The sequence below is a fragment of the Pseudomonas sp. P5_A12 genome, assembly GCF_056400685.1.
Genome location: NZ_JBFUKU010000112.1, coordinates 1 through 16687 on the forward strand (window position 1 = coordinate 1; position 16687 = coordinate 16687).

Annotated in this window: 15 protein-coding genes; 6 read left to right on the forward strand and 9 right to left on the reverse strand. The window is 59.7% G+C overall.

The window, feature by feature from the left end:
- A partial coding sequence (locus AC1DSG_RS16320; RefSeq protein ID WP_477791812.1) for a kinase/pyrophosphorylase occupies positions 1–335 on the forward strand: 335 nt, incomplete at its 5' end.
- A 197-nt stretch (positions 336–532) separates the two neighbouring features.
- Here AC1DSG_RS16320 and prpF read toward each other — a convergent pair.
- The 5 genes from prpF to AC1DSG_RS16345 all read right to left on the reverse strand — a co-directional run bounded on the left by prpF (position 533) and on the right by AC1DSG_RS16345 (position 7524).
- Complete coding sequence (prpF, locus tag AC1DSG_RS16325; protein ID WP_477791813.1) at positions 533–1723, reverse strand: 2-methylaconitate cis-trans isomerase PrpF; 1191 nt, start codon at positions 1721–1723, stop codon at positions 533–535.
- Between the two features lie 66 nt (positions 1724–1789).
- The gene (acnD, locus tag AC1DSG_RS16330) at positions 1790–4384 is read right to left on the reverse strand and encodes a Fe/S-dependent 2-methylisocitrate dehydratase AcnD (RefSeq protein ID WP_477791814.1); all 2595 of its coding nucleotides are present in this window, start codon (positions 4382–4384) and stop codon (positions 1790–1792) included.
- A 205-nt stretch (positions 4385–4589) separates the two neighbouring features.
- The gene (prpC, locus tag AC1DSG_RS16335) at positions 4590–5717 is read right to left on the reverse strand and encodes a bifunctional 2-methylcitrate synthase/citrate synthase (protein ID WP_477791815.1); all 1128 of its coding nucleotides are present in this window, start codon (positions 5715–5717) and stop codon (positions 4590–4592) included.
- A 203-nt stretch (positions 5718–5920) separates the two neighbouring features.
- Entirely contained in the window at positions 5921–6811 is an 891-nt protein-coding gene (gene prpB, locus AC1DSG_RS16340) for a methylisocitrate lyase (protein ID WP_007971535.1), read from the reverse strand.
- Positions 6808–7524 carry a GntR family transcriptional regulator gene (locus tag AC1DSG_RS16345; RefSeq protein WP_477791825.1) on the reverse strand — a complete coding sequence of 239 codons (717 nt, stop codon included), beginning with the start codon at positions 7522–7524 and terminating at the stop codon, positions 6808–6810. The genes prpB and AC1DSG_RS16345 overlap by 4 nt, the downstream gene beginning before the upstream one ends.
- Before the next feature lie 301 nt (positions 7525–7825).
- On the opposite strand from AC1DSG_RS16345, the gene rloA reads away from it, so the two are divergent.
- The 4 genes from rloA to pabB all read left to right on the forward strand — a co-directional run bounded on the left by rloA (position 7826) and on the right by pabB (position 12452).
- Complete coding sequence (rloA, locus tag AC1DSG_RS16350; protein ID WP_477791816.1) at positions 7826–8362, forward strand: retropepsin-like aspartic peptidase RloA; 537 nt, start codon at positions 7826–7828, stop codon at positions 8360–8362.
- Between the two features lie 5 nt (positions 8363–8367).
- Entirely contained in the window at positions 8368–9903 is a 1536-nt protein-coding gene (gene rloB, locus AC1DSG_RS16355) for an osmotic stress tolerance membrane protein RloB (protein WP_477791817.1), read from the forward strand.
- Positions 9903–10889: an alpha-L-glutamate ligase-like protein gene (locus AC1DSG_RS16360; protein WP_477791818.1), complete on the forward strand. Its 987-nt coding sequence runs from the start codon at positions 9903–9905 to the stop codon at positions 10887–10889. The genes rloB and AC1DSG_RS16360 overlap by 1 nt, the downstream gene beginning before the upstream one ends.
- Before the next feature lie 225 nt (positions 10890–11114).
- A complete protein-coding gene (gene pabB / locus AC1DSG_RS16365; RefSeq protein ID WP_477791819.1) occupies positions 11115–12452 on the forward strand; it encodes an aminodeoxychorismate synthase component I in 1338 nt (445 codons plus the stop codon).
- A gap of 101 nt (positions 12453–12553) precedes the next feature.
- Here pabB and thrH read toward each other — a convergent pair whose 3' ends face one another.
- Positions 12554–13171 carry a bifunctional phosphoserine phosphatase/homoserine phosphotransferase ThrH gene (thrH, locus tag AC1DSG_RS16370; RefSeq protein ID WP_477791820.1) on the reverse strand — a complete coding sequence of 206 codons (618 nt, stop codon included), beginning with the start codon at positions 13169–13171 and terminating at the stop codon, positions 12554–12556.
- A gap of 173 nt (positions 13172–13344) precedes the next feature.
- Between thrH and AC1DSG_RS16375 the strand changes: the two genes are divergently transcribed.
- Positions 13345–14085 carry a phosphoadenylyl-sulfate reductase gene (locus AC1DSG_RS16375; RefSeq protein WP_477791821.1) on the forward strand — a complete coding sequence of 247 codons (741 nt, stop codon included), beginning with the start codon at positions 13345–13347 and terminating at the stop codon, positions 14083–14085.
- Positions 14086–14183: 98 nt separating this feature from the next.
- Here the strand turns inward: AC1DSG_RS16375 and AC1DSG_RS16380 are convergent, their stop codons facing one another.
- From AC1DSG_RS16380 to AC1DSG_RS16390, 3 genes are all read right to left on the reverse strand, one after another.
- Entirely contained in the window at positions 14184–15122 is a 939-nt protein-coding gene (locus AC1DSG_RS16380) for a SphA family protein (protein WP_477791822.1), read from the reverse strand.
- 61 nt (positions 15123–15183) lie between these two features.
- A complete protein-coding gene (locus tag AC1DSG_RS16385) occupies positions 15184–16377 on the reverse strand; it encodes an acetyl-CoA C-acyltransferase (RefSeq protein ID WP_477791823.1) in 1194 nt (397 codons plus the stop codon).
- A gap of 42 nt (positions 16378–16419) precedes the next feature.
- Positions 16420–16687, reverse strand: a 268-nt coding sequence (locus tag AC1DSG_RS16390) for an enoyl-CoA hydratase-related protein (RefSeq protein ID WP_477791824.1), incomplete at its 5' end; no start/stop codon positions are given.

The window sequence follows — 16687 nt, forward strand, 5'->3', positions numbered from 1 at the left end:
GTCTGTACATGGCCATGCAATTCGGCATCCGCGCGGCCAACTACCCGCTGACCGAAGACGACATGGAACGCCTGACCCTGCCAAGCGCCCTGCGCGCCCACCAGCACAAGCTGTTTGGCCTGACCATCGACCCGGACCGCCTTACCGCGATCCGTAACGAGCGCAAGCCTAACAGCCGTTATTCAAGCTATGCCCAGTGCGAGTTTGAAGTGCGCGAGGTGGAAAACCTGTTCCGCCGCGAGAACATCCCGCACATCAACTCCACGCATTTCTCGGTGGAAGAGATATCCGCGAAAATCCTCGTAGAGAAAGGCGTGGAGCGGCGATTCAAGTAGTTCTGCGTCGCCTGCTCTATTGTCATCGCGAGCAGGCTCGCTCCCACAGTGGTTTTTTGTCGCACACAACGCTATGTCACTGAAAACCGACTGTGGGAGTGAGCCTGCTCGCGATGGCGGTGAGACTGACAACATTGATGTTGAATGTCTGGGCCTCATCGCGAGCAGGCTAGCTCCTACAGGGGTTCGGTGTCGGATTAGAAAGAGTCGCCCGGTACGCGGACAAACCCTTCCATCAATACCCGCGCACTGCGGCTCATGATGGCTTTATTCACGGTCCATTCACCGCTCACCAGGCTGGCTTCGGCGCCAACGCGCAACGTGCCGGACGGATGGCCGAAACGTACGGCGTTGCGCTCAACACCGCCTGCCGCCAGGTTCACCAACGTGCCGGTAATCGCTGCTGCCGTGCCAATGGCCACAGCCGCTGTGCCCATCATCGCGTGGTGTAATTTCCCCATCGACAATGCACGTACCAGCAGGTCGACATCCCCCGCCGCAATCGCCTTGCCGCTGGACGACACGTAATCCGCCGGCTTGGCCACGAAGGCCACCTTAGGGGTGTGCTGACGCTTGGCCGCTTCGTCGAGGTTCGAAATCAGGCCCATGCGCAGCGCGCCATAAGCACGAATCGTCTCGAACATCGCCAGCGCTTTCGGATCGCTGTTGATTGCGCCCTGCAGCTCGGTGCCGGTGTAACCGATGTCCTCGGCATTGACGAAAATCGTCGGGATGCCGGCATTGATCATGGTTGCCTTGAACGTCCCGACGCCGGGTACTTCGAGGTCGTCCACCAGGTTGCCAGTAGGGAACATCGAACCACCGCCGCCCTCTTCTTCCGCTGCCGGGTCGAGGAATTCGACTTGTACTTCAGCGGCTGGAAAGGTCACGCCGTCGAGTTCGAAATCACCGGTTTCCTGCACTTCACCGTTGGTGATCGGCACGTGGGCGATGATGGTCTTGCCGATGTTGGCCTGCCACACACGAACCACGGCCAAGCCGTTGTGCGGGATGCGGCTGGCGTCGACCAGACCATTGCTGATGGCAAACGAACCGACCGCTGCGGTCAGGTTGCCGCAGTTACCGCTCCAGTCTACGAATGGCTTGTCGATGGAGACCTGACCAAACAGGTAATCAACGTCGTGATCAGCCTTGAGGCTTTTCGACAGGATCACGGTTTTGCTGGTGCTGGAGGTTGCGCCGCCCATGCCGTCGATTTGCTTGTCGTACGGGTCGGGACTTCCGATCACGCGCAGCAACAAGGCATCCCGGGCCGGGCCGGGAATTTGTGCCACTTCGGGCAGGTCTTTCAGGCTGAAAAACACGCCTTTGCTGGTGCCGCCACGCATGTAGGTGGCAGGGATTTTGATCTGAGCTGCGTGAGCCATGTGCTCGTTACTCCTTACCTTGAAAACAGACACGGGACTTAAAGTCCCGTGTCCGTACAGCGTGTGTTAAACGGCGACTGCCGATTCTTCGAGGAAGTCCTGGGCAAAGCGTTGCAACACGCCGCCGGCTTCGTAGATCGACACTTCTTCAGCGGTGTCCAGGCGGCACATGACCGGCACATCGACACGTTCGCCATTTTTGCGATGGATCACCAGCGTCAGTTCGGCGCGCGGTGTGCGCTCGCCGATCACGTCGTAGGTTTCACTGCCGTCGATGGCCAGGGTGTGACGGTTGGTGCCGGCTTTGAATTCCAGTGGCAACACGCCCATGCCCACCAGGTTGGTGCGGTGAATGCGCTCGAAACCTTCAGCGGCAATCGCTTCCACACCCGCCAGGCGTACGCCTTTGGCTGCCCAGTCGCGGGACGAACCCTGACCGTAGTCGGCGCCGGCGATAATGATCAGCGGCTGTTTGCGTTCCATGTAGGTTTCGATGGCTTCCCACATGCGCATCACTTTGCCTTCCGGCTCGACGCGTGCCAGCGAACCCTGCTTGACCTTGCCGTTCTCCACAACCATTTCGTTGAACAGTTTCGGGTTGGCGAAGGTGGCACGTTGTGCTGTCAGGTGGTCACCACGGTGGGTCGCGTAGGAGTTGAAGTCCTCTTCCGGCAGGCCCATTTTCGCCAGGTATTCACCGGCGGCGCTGTCCAGCATGATCGCGTTCGACGGCGACAGGTGGTCAGTGGTGATGTTGTCTGGCAGCACTGCCAACGGGCGCATGCCCTTGAGCGGACGTGCCCCGGCCAACGCGCCTTCCCAGTACGGCGGACGGCGGATGTAGGTGCTCATTTCGCGCCAGTCGTACAGCGGCGCAACTTTCGGGCCGGTGTCTTCGTGGATGGCGAACATCGGGATGTAGACCTGACGGAACTGCTCCGGCTTCACCGAGGCCTTGACCACGGCGTCGATTTCTTCGTCGCTTGGCCAGATATCTTTCAGGCGGATTTCCTTGCCATCGACCACAGCCAGTACATCTTTTTCGATGTCGAAACGGATGGTCCCGGCGATGGCATAAGCGACCACCAATGGCGGCGAGGCGAGGAACGCTTGTTTGGCGTACGGGTGGATCCGGCCGTCGAAGTTGCGGTTACCGGACAGTACAGCGGTGGCGTACAGGTCACGGTCGATGATTTCTTGCTGGATCACCGGGTCCAGTGCGCCGGACATGCCGTTGCAGGTGGTGCAGGCGAAGGCGACGACGCCGAAGCCCAGCTGTTCCAGCTCGTCGGTCAGACCGGCTTCATCCAGGTACAACGCGACGGTTTTCGAACCCGGTGCCAGGGACGATTTCACCCAGGGCTTGCGGGTCAGGCCGAGCTTGTTGGCATTGCGCGCCAGCAGGCCGGCAGCGATCACGTTACGCGGGTTGCTGGTGTTGGTGCAGCTGGTGATGGCAGCGATGATCACGGCGCCGTCGGGCATTTGGCCAGGCACGTCGTCCCACTGACCGGAGATGCCTTTGGCAGCCAGATCGGAAACCGCCACGCGGGCGTGCGGGTTGCTTGGGCCGGCCATGTTGCGCACGACCGTGGACAGGTCGAAGGTCAAGCCGCGCTCGTATTGCGCGCCCTTCAGGCTGTCGGCCCACAGGCCTGTAGTCTTGGCGTAGTTCTCGACCAGTTGCACCTGATCGTCTTCACGACCAGTGAGCTTGAGGTAGTCGATGGTCTGCTGGTCGATGTAGAACATCGCAGCCGTGGCGCCGTATTCCGGGGCCATGTTGGAAATGGTTGCGCGGTCACCCAGGGTCAGCGCGGCGGCGCCTTCACCGAAGAACTCCAGCCAAGCGCCAACGACTTTTTGCTGGCGCAGGAACTCGGTCAACGCCAGCACCATGTCGGTGGCGGTGATGCCCGGTTGCAGCTTGCCGGTCAGTTCGACGCCGACGCTTTCTGGCAGACGCATCCAGGAAGCACGTCCGAGCATCACGCTCTCGGCTTCGAGACCGCCCACACCAATGGCGATCACACCCAGCGCATCTACGTGCGGGGTGTGGCTGTCGGTGCCGACGCAGGTGTCGGGGAACGCCACGCCGTCACGCACCTGGATCACCGGAGACATTTTCTCCAGGTTGATCTGGTGCATGATGCCGTTGCCTGGCGGGATCACGTCGACGTTCTTGAACGCCTTCTTGGTCCAGTTGATGAAGTGAAAACGGTCTTCGTTACGACGGTCTTCGATGGCGCGGTTCTTCTCAAACGCGTCCGGATCAAAACCACCGCGCTCGACGGCCAGGGAGTGGTCGACGATCAATTGGGTCGGCACCACAGGGTTCACTTGCGCCGGATCGCCGCCTTGCAGGGCGATGGCATCACGCAGACCGGCGAGGTCGACCAAAGCGGTCTGGCCGAGAATGTCGTGGCACACTACGCGGGCCGGGAACCACGGGAAATCGAGGTCGCGCTTGCGTTCGATGAATTGCTTCAGGGATTCGGTGAGCGTGGCCGGGTCGCAGCGACGCACAAGGTTTTCCGCCAGCACGCGCGAGGTGTACGGCAGGGTGTCGTAGGCGCCTGGGGCAATGGCTTCGACTGCCGCGCGGACGTCGAAGTAATCCAGATGGCTGCCGGGCAGCGATTTACGAAATTCTGTGTTCATCGTCAGGGACTCGGTCACGGTAATTACAAAAGGGTGGGGCCTGGTACAGCTCCTGAACTGAAAGCGGACCTCTGTAGGAGCTGGCTTGCCGGCGATTGCGGTGGGTCAATCAACGAAGATGTTGGATGACACATCGCCTTCGCTGGCAAGCCAGTTCCTACCGGGCCACCGGTTCATTCAGTGACCTGTGCAGGCACCCCACCATTCAGCGTTGTTCGATTGGCACGAACTTGCGCTGTTCGACGCCGGTGTACTCGGCGCTCGGGCGGATGATGCGGTTGTTGGCACGTTGTTCGAACACGTGAGCAGCCCAACCGGTCAGACGCGAGCAGACGAAAATCGGTGTGAACAACTTGGTCGGAATGCCCATGAAGTGGTACGCCGAGGCATGGTAGAAGTCGGCATTCGGGAACAGTTTCTTTTGCTCCCACATGGTCTTGTCGATGGCTTCGGAAACCGGGAACAACACTTTGTCGCCCACTTCGTCAGCAAGTTTTTTCGACCAGCCCTTGATCACTTCGTTACGCGGATCGTTGTCCTTATAGATCGCGTGACCGAAGCCCATGATCTTGTCTTTGCGCTCGAGCATGCCGAGTGTGCCTTCGATCGCCGCTTCAGGCGAGCTGAAGCGCTCGATCATTTCCATCGCAGCTTCGTTGGCGCCGCCGTGCAGTGGACCACGCAGCGAGCCGATCGCGGCGGTGATGCAGGAGAACAGATCCGACAGGGTGGACGCGCAAACACGTGCGGTGAACGTCGACGCGTTGAACTCGTGCTCTGCGTAGAGGATCAGCGAAACGTTCATCACCTTGACGTGCAACTCGCTCGGCTTTTCGCCGTGCAGCAGGTGCAGGAAATGACCACCGATCGACGGCTCGTCAGTCACGCAGCTGATGCGCTTGCCGTCGTGGCTGAAGCGATACCAGTAGGTCATGATCGCCGGGAACGCGGCCAGCAGACGGTCGGTCTTGTCGTGCTGCTCGGAGAAATCGTTCTCCGGTTCCAGGTTGCCCAGGAACGAGCAGCCGGTACGCATCACGTCCATCGGGTGGGCGTCGGCGGGGATGCGTTCCAGCACTTCTTTCAACGCTTGCGGCAGGTCACGCAGCTTGCTCAGCTTGCTGACGTAGGCGTCCAGTTGCGCCTGGCTCGGCAGTTCGCCGTACAGCAGCAGGTAGGCGACTTCTTCGAACTGAGCGTCAGCCGCCAGTTCACGAACGTCGTAGCCACGATAGGTCAGGCCTGCGCCCGATTGGCCCACAGTGGACAGTGCGGTTTGCCCGGCAACCTGGCCACGGAGCCCGGCGCCACTGAGTACTTTTGCTTCGGCCATTGCTGTCTCCAGAATTTCTTGAATTTGTTAGGGAATCTGCAATTTCTTTCAGATTTACATCGCACACGTGTAGCAGCTGTCGAGCACCGCGAGGCAGCGTTCGGCTGCGAAGCAGTCGTAAACCCGGTTGCCCGGCTGGCGAGTCCTTCGGCCTCGAACGCAGCCTCGCAGGCTCGGCAGCTGCTACAGGAATGCGTCCGTCATTACTTCTTCGCGGCGAACAACGCATCGAGCTTCTGCTCGAAGGTGTGGTAGTCGATGCGATCGTAAAGCTCCATGCGGGTCTGCATGGTGTCGATGACATTTGCCTGCGTACCATCGCGGCGCAGGGCGGTGTAAACGTTTTCTGCAGCCTTGTTCATGGCACGGAATGCCGACAGCGGGTACAGCACCAGCGAAACGTCGACAGCCGCCAGTTGCTCGGTGGTGTACAGCGGCGTCGCGCCGAATTCGGTGATGTTGGCCAGGATCGGCGCTTTCACACGGCTGGCGAACAGCTTGTACATGTCCAGTTCGGTGATGGCTTCCGGGAAAATCATGTCGGCGCCAGCCTCGATGCACGCGGCAGCGCGATCCAGGGCAGATTCCAGACCTTCCACTGCCAGGGCGTCGGTACGGGCCATGATCACGAAGCTGTCGTCGGTACGGGCATCGACCGCCGCCTTGATGCGATCAACCATTTCTTGCTGGGTCACGATCTCTTTATTAGGACGGTGGCCGCAGCGCTTGGCGCCAACCTGGTCTTCAATGTGAATCGCCGCAGCGCCGAACTTGATCATCGACTTCACGGTACGGGCCACGTTGAAGGCCGACGAACCGAAACCGGTGTCCACGTCCACCAGCAGTGGCAGGTCACAGACGTCGGTGATGCGACGCACGTCAGTCAGCACGTCATCCAGGCCGGTGATACCCAGATCCGGCAGGCCGAGGGAGCCGGCAGCCACCCCGCCACCCGACAGGTAGATCGCCTTGAAACCGGCGCGCTTGGCCAGCAACGCGTGGTTGGCGTTGATCGCGCCGACCACTTGCAATGGATGCTCGCTGGCGACCGCATCGCGGAAACGCTGGCCTGGAGTGCTCTTGTTCAAACTCATGACTCACCTCGTTTGGCTGTCGGGTTAGCGCCGTCCTGGTAATGACGGGCGATATTGCGTTTGGAGGCGCCGATGTGACGGCGCATCAACAWCTCGGCCAGCTCACCGTCACGGTCGGCGATGGCATCGAGAATTCGGTGGTGCTCGGCAAATGCCTGGTGCGGGCGATTAGGTACGGTGGAAAACTGAATGCGGTACATGCGCACCAGTTGATACAGCTCGCCGCAGAGCATTTGGGTCAGCGTGCGGTTGCCGCTGCCCTGGATGATTCGGTAATGAAAGTCGAAATCGCCTTCCTGCTGGTAGTAGCCTAGTCCGGCCCGAAACGCCTCATCGCGTTCGTGGGTTTCGAGGACACGACGCAGCTCGTCGATTTCTTCGAGGGTCATGCGCTCGGCAGCCAGGCGGCAGGCCATGCCTTCCAGGGACTCACGGATTTCGTAGAGTTCCAGCAACTCGGCATGGTTCAGCGAAACCACCCGCGCCCCGACATGCGGCACGCGCACCAGCAGCCGCTGGCCTTCCAGGCGGTGGATCGCCTCACGCAGCGGCCCGCGGCTGATGCCATAGGTGCGCGCCAGCTCCGGTTCGGAGATTTTGCTGCCCGGAGCGATCTCGCCCTTGACGATGGCCGCCTGAATACGCCGAAAGACGTTTTCGGAAAGCGTCTCCGAATCGTCTTGGGTAGTGAGCGGGGGATCCAGTTGATCCAGCATATTGTCGACACCTTGAAAGCTGATGGCGCAAAAACTATCGAAAACAGGGCGCACAGTCAAAGCTTAATTCGATATTGTCGACAATCGTCTAATAACCAGCCGCACCATAACAAAGCAGAACAGGGGTTATAGCCGCCTGCCAGTGCTGGCGCCACCCATCCACCGTGCTAGAATGCCGCCCGCATTTGTTTGTGGCATCTGCACTGCTTGTCATTAATAGGTGACAGGCATACGAGGGAACTTGTGCAGCAATGCCAGGGCCTTGAATCGAAGTACGGACCGCTGCACACCAGGATTTATGAGACTCAAGCCCTTCCCGACATTCCTTTATCTCCTTTGCCTGCCCGGTTTTGCCGCGGCAGGGGAAAAGACGGTGTACGGCCTCAACGAGTACGCGTCCCTGGATGGCATCAACCTTGAAGTCGCGGCCAAACTCGACACCGGGGCGAAGACTGCTTCACTGAGTGCTCGCGACATCAAACGCTTCAAACGCAATGGCGAGTCCTGGGTGCGCTTTTACCTGGCCATCGACGCCGCCCATTCGCACCCGATCGAACGCCCACTGGCCCGCGTCAGCAAGATCAAGCGCCGGGCCGGTGACTACGACCCGGAAGAAGGCAAGAAGTACAYGGCCCGCCCGGTGATCGAGCTGGACATTTGCATGGGTTCGGCTTTACGCAGCATCGAAGTGAACCTGACCGACCGCAGCGCTTTCCAATACCCGTTGTTGATCGGCTCCGAAGCGCTCAAACGCTTCGACGCGCTGGTCGACCCCAGTCTTAAATACGCTGCTGGCAAACCCGCCTGCGCCACCGACGCTCATACCGCAGAGTAATTCCAATGCGCTCTCTTACCCTCCATCTGAAAATGCTGATCGCCATCATGGTGGTGCTGGGCATTTCAGTTACGGCCTATCAGATCTTCGTGCTCGGCATTCCCGTGACCGAAGACGCCACCGACGACTTGTGGAACATCGACGCCAAGGTTGAGTTCGTCGCCAGTGCCAAGGACCCGGTCAAGATCCAGATGTTCGTGCCACCGCTGAGCCGCGACTTCGTCAGCCTCAACGAGAGCTTCATCTCCAATAATTACGGCGTGGCGGTGAACCGTGTCGACGGCAACCGCAAGGTCACCTGGTCGGCACGCCGGGCCAAGGGCAACCAGACACTGTATTACCGCCTGGTGCTGACCAAGCGTTACTCCGGCGAAAAATCCAAAGTCAAAGGCCCGACCTTCCGCGACAGCATCGCGATTGAAGGCCCGGAAAAACTCGCCGCCGACGCCCTGCTCGCACCGATTCGCCAGCATTCGGCGGATGTCGAAACGTTCATTGGCGAAGCGATCAAGCGGGCCAACAACCTCAGCGACGACAATGTGAAACTGCTGCTGGCCGGCGATCCGTCCACGGCGAATAAAGCCAAAATCATCGAACTGGTACTGTCCATCGCCCACGTGCCGGTGGAAAAGGTCCACACCATTCGTCTGGTGGCCGACCAGCCTCAAGTGCCTGAGCTGTGGTTGCGCAGCTTCAACGGCACGGACTGGCTGTACTTCAACCCCGAAACCGGTGAACAAGGCCTGCCGACCGACCGTTTGCTGTGGTGGACCGGCGACGAAAACCTGATCACGGTCGATGGCGGCAAAAAAGCCAGCGTGACGTTCAGCCTGAACAACAGCGAAATGAACGCCATTCGCCTGGCCAAGCTGACCGATGAAAACACCGACGCCAACTTCCTCGAATACTCGTTGTATGGCCTGCCGCTGCAAACCCAGCAGACGTTCATGATCATGGTGATGATCCCGATTGGCGTACTGGTGATTCTGATCCTGCGCAACCTGATCGGTATTCAGACGCTCGGCACCTTTACCCCGGTGCTGATCGCCCTCGCCTTCCGCGAAACCCAGCTCGGCTTCGGCATCGTGTTGTTTACGATCATCACGGCGCTGGGGCTCTCGCTGCGTTCCTACCTGGAACACCTGAAGCTGCAAATGCTGCCGAGGCTGTCGGTGGTGCTGACCTTCGTGGTGGTACTGATTGCGGCCATCAGCCTGTTCAGCCATAAACTCGGCCTGGAACGCGGGCTGTCGGTGGCGCTGTTCCCGATGGTGATTCTGACGATGACCATCGAACGCCTGTCGATTACCTGGGAAGAACGCGGCTCGGGCTTTGCCATGAAAGTGGCCATCGGCACCCTGTTCGCCGCGTCCCTGGCGCACTTGATCATGACCGTGCCGGAGTTGGTTTACTTCGTGTTCACTTTCCCGGCGATCCTCTTGATTCTGGTAGCGTTCATGCTGGCGATGGGTCGCTATCGCGGCTACCGCCTGACCGAACTGGTGCGTTTCAAGGCGTTCCTGAAGAAGGCTGACGCCTGATGTTCGGTTTCTGGAAGACCTGGAAGGCCCTGGAAGCCCGAGGCATCATGGGGATCAATCGGCGCAACGCGGACTACGTGCTCAAGTACAACAAGCGCAGCCTGTACCCGATTGTCGATGACAAGATCATTACCAAGGAACGCGCCATTGCTGCCGGCATTCATGTGCCGGAAATGTATGGCGTTATTTCTACCGAGAAGGAAATCGACAACCTCGAAGAGATCATCGGCGGGCGCACCGACTTCGTGATCAAACCGGCCCAGGGCGCGGGCGGTGACGGCATCATTGTGATTGCCGACCGTTTCGAGGGCCGCTACCRCACGGTGTCCGGCAAGATCATCGATCATGAGGAAATCGAGCACCATGTCTCCAGCATCCTCACCGGCCTGTATTCCCTGGGCGGTCACCGCGACCGCGCGCTGATCGAATACCGGGTGATTCCGGACCAGATCTTCAAGAGCATCAGCTATGAAGGCGTGCCGGACATTCGCATCATCGTGCTGATGGGCTACCCGGTGATGGCCATGTTGCGCCTGCCGACCCGGCAATCCGGCGGCAAGGCCAACCTGCACCAAGGCGCCATCGGCGTCGGCGTCGACCTCGCGACCGGCGAGACCCTGCGCGGCACGTGGCTGAACAACATCATCACCAAACACCCGGACACCACCAACGCCGTCGATGGCGTGCAACTGCCCTACTGGGACGGTTTCATGAAACTCGCTGCCGGCTGTTATGAGCTGTGCGGGCTGGGTTACATCGGGGTCGACATGGTCCTGGACCAGGAAAAAGGCCCGCTGATCCTTGAGCTCAATGCCCGGCCTGGGCTGAACATTCAGATTGCCAACGATTGCGGCCTGACCTTGCGCACGCACGCGGTTGAAGCGCGAATGGCAGAATTGAAGGCTCGCGGGATGACCGAAACGGTGAAGGAGCGAGTGGAGTTTGTTCAGGAGATGTTTGGGCATATTCCGGTGGTTGAGGGCTGATCTGAAACCGAGTCGCCCCTTTCGCGAGCAGGCTCGCTCCCACAKTKGATCTATGTCGCACCGAAGATCMAMTGTGGGAGCGAGCCTGCTCGCGAAGACTGACTGCCAGTTACTACAACTTCCAATCCTGCCCACAATCTGCCAATCCCCGACATCCCCTCTAGGAGCAAATCCTACAGAGGACTACAATCGCCACCCCGCCTCGATGGCTGATCTGCCCCGCCCATGTTGACCTGTTCCGTATACCCGCTCCCTTATCGCGCCAACCCCGCCGAGTACTTCGCGGCGATTCGTCATGCCCCCGGCGCCATGCTGCTCGACAGTGGCCGGCCGAGCGCCGAGCGTGGCCGTTTTGATTTGCTCAGTGCCTGGCCGCTGGAGCAATTGGCGGTACTGCCTGACGAAAGCGGCAGCGATTTCCTGCAACGCCTGCGCGACCAACTGACACGCCTCGGTAAAGCGACTGTTCCTCATGAACTGCCCTTCGCTGGCGGCTTGATCGGTTATCTGAGCTACGACTTCGGTCGGCACCTGGAGCATCTGCCGAGCCAGGCGCAAGACGATCTGCACTTGCCCGACGCGCGTTTCGGGTTGTACGACTGGGCCTTGATCAGCGATCACCACTTGCAGACCAGTCAATTGGTGTTTCACCCGTCGTTGATCGATAGCGAACGCCAGCGTCTGACCACACTGTTCAGTCAGCCAACCGCCCAAGCTATTGAACCCTTCAAACTGAAAGCACCGATGAGTGCCGACCTGAGCGCCGACCAGTATCGCCAGGCGCTGGAACGTATTCAAAACTACATTCAGGCCGGTGATTGCTATCAGGTCAACTTCGCCCAGCGCTTCCGCGCTGAGTGCCAAGGCGATCCTTGGGCGGCGTATGTCGCGCTGCGAGCCGCTTGCCCAACACCCTTTTCCGGTTTCCAGAGTCTGCCCGAAGGTGGCGCGGTGCTGAGTCTGTCTCCGGAGCGTTTCGTCAAAGTCAGCGAACGTCATGTGGAAACCCGTCCGATAAAAGGCACCCGCCCTCGCGGCCAGACCGCAGCCGAGGATGCCGCGAACGCCACCGAACTGCTGGCCAGCCCCAAGGATCGTGCGGAAAACCTGATGATTGTCGACCTGCTGCGCAACGACCTCGGCCGAACCTGCCGCATCGGCTCGGTGCGCGTACCGGAGTTGTTCAGCCTGGAAAGCTATCCGAATGTGCACCACTTGGTGAGCAGCGTGACCGGTGAACTGGCGGATGACCGCGATGCGCTGGACCTGATAGCCGGCAGCTTTCCCGGCGGCTCGATCACCGGTGCACCGAAGATTCGTGCGATGCAGATCATTGATGAGCTGGAGCCGACCCGGCGCGGGTTGTACTGCGGGTCACTGCTGTATCTGGATGTGCGCGGCGAGATGGACAGTTCCATCGCGATTCGCAGCTTGTTGGTCAAGGATGGGCAGGTGTGTTGCTGGGGGGGCGGCGGAATCGTCGCCGATTCCGAATGGCAGGCCGAGTATCAGGAATCGATTACCAAGGTCAAAGTCCTGCTCGATACCCTGCAGAACCTTTAAAAGCATCGTCGGAACGCCGCCCGGACCAAGCCCGGCTCCCACAGGTTTGGCGCTAAACCTGTGGGAGCGTGGCTTGTCCGCGATGGCGTCCTCAAGGACGACTAAAGACTCAAAGCCCGATTCGAAGCCTTGATGAACTCTTGCTTCAGTTCTTCAAAGGTGTGCACCGCCGGGAACTGCGGGAACTCGCGGATCACATTGTCCGGTGCATGGAACAGAATCCCGGCATCCGCCTCACCCAGCATCGTGGTGTCGTTGTAAGAATCCCCCGCCGCGATCACCCGGTAGTAAAGGCTCTTGAAGGCCAAAACCGACTGACGCTTGGGATCTTTCTGACGCAACTGATAGCTGGTTACGCGGCCCGAATCGTCGGTAATCAGACGATGGCAGAGCAAGGTCGGGAAGCCCAGTTGACGCATCAGCGGCTGGGAAAACTCGTAGAACGTATCCGACAGAATCACCACCTGAAAACGCTCACGCAGCCAGTTGACGAACTCAATGGCGCCATCGAGCGGCTTGAGCGTGGCAATCACTTCCTGAATATCGGTGAGTTTCAAGCCGTGTTCGTCGAGGATTCGCAGACGTTGCTTCATCAGCACGTCGTAATCGGGAATGTCCCGAGTGGTGGCCCGGAGCGATTCGATCCCGGTTTTTTCGGCGAAAGCGATCCAGATTTCCGGGACCAGTACACCTTCAAGATCCAGACAGGCAATTTCCACAAGACACTCCCATTTGTATTGATTATTGAGTCGAGCGAGCAAAAAGATTGCCGAACTCTAGCGATTCAGGCTGACCGGCGCAACGCAGAGGGCKCGCCAGTGGCTACAGGATTTTGTTACCATCTGGACCATATAGAGCGCCCAGCGCCACCGACCTGTAGGAAGCCGCCCTGATGAGCCCAACGTTCGACGTCGTGGAACTCGCCACGACCTATGCCAATAAATCCGCACAGGACATCCTGAAACTGGCATTCGCCGAGTTTGGCGATGACCTGTGGATATCTTTCAGCGGCGCTGAAGATGTGGTGCTGGTAGACATGGCCTGGAAGCTGAATAAAAACGTCAAGGTGTTCAGCCTCGACACCGGCCGCTTGCACCCGGAAACCTACCGTTTCATCGATCAGGTACGCGAGCACTACAAGATCGACATTGAACTGGTGTCGCCGGACTACACGAAACTTGAACCGTTCGTGAAGGAAAAAGGCCTGTTCAGTTTCTACAAGGACGGCCATGGCGAATGCTGCGGTATCCGCAAGATCGAGCCGCTGCGCCGCAAATTGTCCGGCGTAACCGCTTGGGCTACCGGTCAGCGCCGCGACCAGAGCCCGGGCACCCGCAGCGCCGTCGCCGTGCTGGAAATCGACACCGCGTTCTCTACACCCGAGCGCCCCCTGTACAAATTCAACCCGTTGGCGCAAATGACCAGCGAAGAGATTTGGGGCTACATCCGCATGCTGGAGCTGCCGTATAACAGCCTGCATGAGCGCGGGTTCATCAGTATCGGCTGCGAACCGTGCACTCGCCCGGTGCTACCGAACCAGCATGAACGCGAAGGTCGCTGGTGGTGGGAAGAGGCGACGCAGAAAGAATGCGGTTTGCATGCGGGGAACATCATCAGCAAGTCCAAGGACTGATTCCCCGCCCTTCTGGGAGCGAGCCAGCTCGCGATGACGGACTTATATTTAACATCAAGCCGCTATCGCGAACAGGCGGATCAGCGGCCTAACACTTTCTAAAACGGCAACCGCGCCTGCAACCACAGCCGTGTCCCTTCGGACTTGTTCTTCGCAGCAAACTCCTCCTGCAACTTGGCTACCACGGCAAAGTCTTTGCTGAAGCGGTACATTGCGTAGGGTCCCAAGGCATCGACCGAACTGCGGTTACCGTTGCCATTGACCGATGCTCCATCAAGGCGGTCATCGGTGGTCTGGCGGTAAACGTAACCATTGATGCCGGCACTCAATGGTCCGGTGAAGCGATAGCCTGCGCTGAACTCAAGAGTGAGTTCATCACCCGAGCGATAGTCGGTTTCCTCGTTCTTTGAGTTGATGCCATAGCGCAGTTTTGCACTGGCTTCCCAATGCTCGGAGGGAAACCAGGTCGCGGCATAGAACGGTGCGACCTGATAGTAGTTTCGTCCGGTGTTCACGGGCTCATCCTTGTCATAAGCGCCGGTCGCCAGGAACGTTTCGACACCGGCAATCTGATGGAGCGTTTTGCCGTGCCAGCCGAGCAATACCGGGGCGAAGCTGAGGTCGGCCAAATCAGTAGAGGTGCCGCCCTTGTCCAGCGGCGCCAAGGGCACGGGGCGGGCAACGTCCAAGGTCAGATCAATGGTGGGTACTGCCAGTGCCACGCGCGTTTCGACATTCGCGCCCAACCATTTCACGCCTGGCCAGACATAGCTCAGGCGCAGGGATACGCTGTCGGATTTAAGGTGGTAGCGGGCGACGTTGGCTTTGTCGTTGCCGTCGTTGCCTTTGACGTCGTCGGCATCGTAATGGGTGTAATACAACAGCGACGTCAGGCCTTCGGGAAACATCAACCCTGACATATTGGTTTCCACCCCAAGCGGGTAGGAGTTGCCATTGCCCTCGGTAGCGCTGACTGCGCCGTGSAAGCAAATCAGCAAGCCGGCGGCCTGCAAGGCGCGAACATGAACAGCCTTCATAGAAAGTCCCTCTTTTTGTTGTTGTCGAGACGCAGCAAACAGCGATGTCCGGTCTTAGTCGTCAGTCATGGCACACCTCGAACAAACCGGCTGCACCCTGCCCGCCGCCCACGCACATGGTCACCACCACATAGCGTGCCCCCCGGCGACGCCCCTCAAGCAAAACGTGCCCGGCCATGCGCGCACCCGACATGCCGTAGGGGTGCCCCATGGCGATGGCCCCACCGTTAACGTTCAGCCGCTGCATCGGGATTCCCAACTGACGCTGGCAATACAGCACCTGGGCGGCGAAGGCTTCATTCAATTCCCACAGATCGATGTCATTGACGCTCAGCCCGTGGCGGGCCAACAGGCGTGGCACCGCCAGCACTGGGCCGATGCCCATTTCATCCGGTGCACAGCCGGCACTGGCAAAGCCTTTGAAGATCCCCAGCGGTCTTGAACCCCTGGCTCTGGCCTGCTCGGCGCTCATCAACACACACGCCGCCACGCCGTCGCTGAGTTGCGAGGCGTTGCCGGCAGTCACGGTTCGATGCTCACCCTCCAGCACCGGTGCGAGCGCAGCCAGTTGGGCACGCTGTGTGYCCGGCCGATTGCATTCGTCTCGGTCGATACGCAGGGACTTGTCGTAATACTCATAACTGGCCTTGTCGACGGCTTTGGAGACGACATCCAGCGGTACGATTTCTTCGTCGAACAGCCCGTCACGCTGGGCCTGAGCCATACGCTGCTGGCTGAGCAAGGCGTAGTCATCCTGATCGGCACGGGAGATGCCGTAACGACTGGCCACCCTTTCAGCCGTCTCGAGCATGCTGATATAGGCATCAGGTCGATGCTCCAGCAGCCACGGGTCTTGACCGTAGTGCTCGTTGGTGTGGGCGTTCTGCACCAGGCTGATGGATTCGCCACCAACCGCCACCATTATCGAGCTGCCGTCCAGCTGGATACGTTGCGCGGCGCTGGCAATGGCCTGTAACCCCGACGCGCAATGGCGGCTAACGGTCTGCGCCGCGACGCTGTCCGGCAACCCGGCTCGCAAAGCGCTGAGCCGGGCAATGTTCTTGCCCTGAGTACCCTCAGGCCGGCCACACCCCATGACCAGTTCTTCCACTTCGGCGCCCTGTATCTGGGCACGTTTGAGCGCTGCCTGGATGATCGACGCGGCCAGGCTGGGCATTGGGGTGTGGTTGAACGCGCCACGATAAGCCTTGCCAATGGCCGATCGGGCATAAGCAACAATCACTGCGTCTTGCATGAGAACCTCCGGCCGAACGCCGCGTGCAGCGTCCGGATGCGATCAAAGTGCCTGCACGATGGCCTGGTGGGCTTCGGTGTGATGGGCCAGTGCCTGATAGGCAGCGGACAGTTCGAGCAAGGGTTCCAGCCGGGTGTGCTGCCCTTCGCGCAACAGCTTCTTGGTCAACCTCAGAGCATGCCCGGGGTTGGCCGCGATCCGTCGGGCCAGGTCTTGAGCAGCCACCAGCAAGTCATCCGGCGCGACAACGCTCGACACCAGGCCATACTCAAGCGCCTGCTGCGCCGACACCGTCTCGCCGGTAAATGAC

Excerpts from the sequence above, each read along its gene's own strand:
- prpF (WP_477791813.1), bottom strand. The coding sequence starts at position 1,723 with ATGGCTCACGCAGCTCAGATCAAAATCCCTGCCACCTACATGCGTGGC.
- acnD (WP_477791814.1), bottom strand. The coding sequence starts at position 4,384 with ATGAACACAGAATTTCGTAAATCGCTGCCCGGCAGCCATCTGGATTAC.
- prpC (WP_477791815.1), bottom strand. The coding sequence starts at position 5,717 with ATGGCCGAAGCAAAAGTACTCAGTGGCGCCGGGCTCCGTGGCCAGGTT.
- prpB (WP_007971535.1), bottom strand. The coding sequence starts at position 6,811 with ATGAGTTTGAACAAGAGCACTCCAGGCCAGCGTTTCCGCGATGCGGTC.
- rloB (WP_477791817.1), top strand. The coding sequence starts at position 8,368 with ATGCGCTCTCTTACCCTCCATCTGAAAATGCTGATCGCCATCATGGTG.
- pabB (WP_477791819.1), top strand. The coding sequence starts at position 11,115 with ATGTTGACCTGTTCCGTATACCCGCTCCCTTATCGCGCCAACCCCGCC.
- AC1DSG_RS16375 (WP_477791821.1), top strand. The coding sequence starts at position 13,345 with ATGAGCCCAACGTTCGACGTCGTGGAACTCGCCACGACCTATGCCAAT.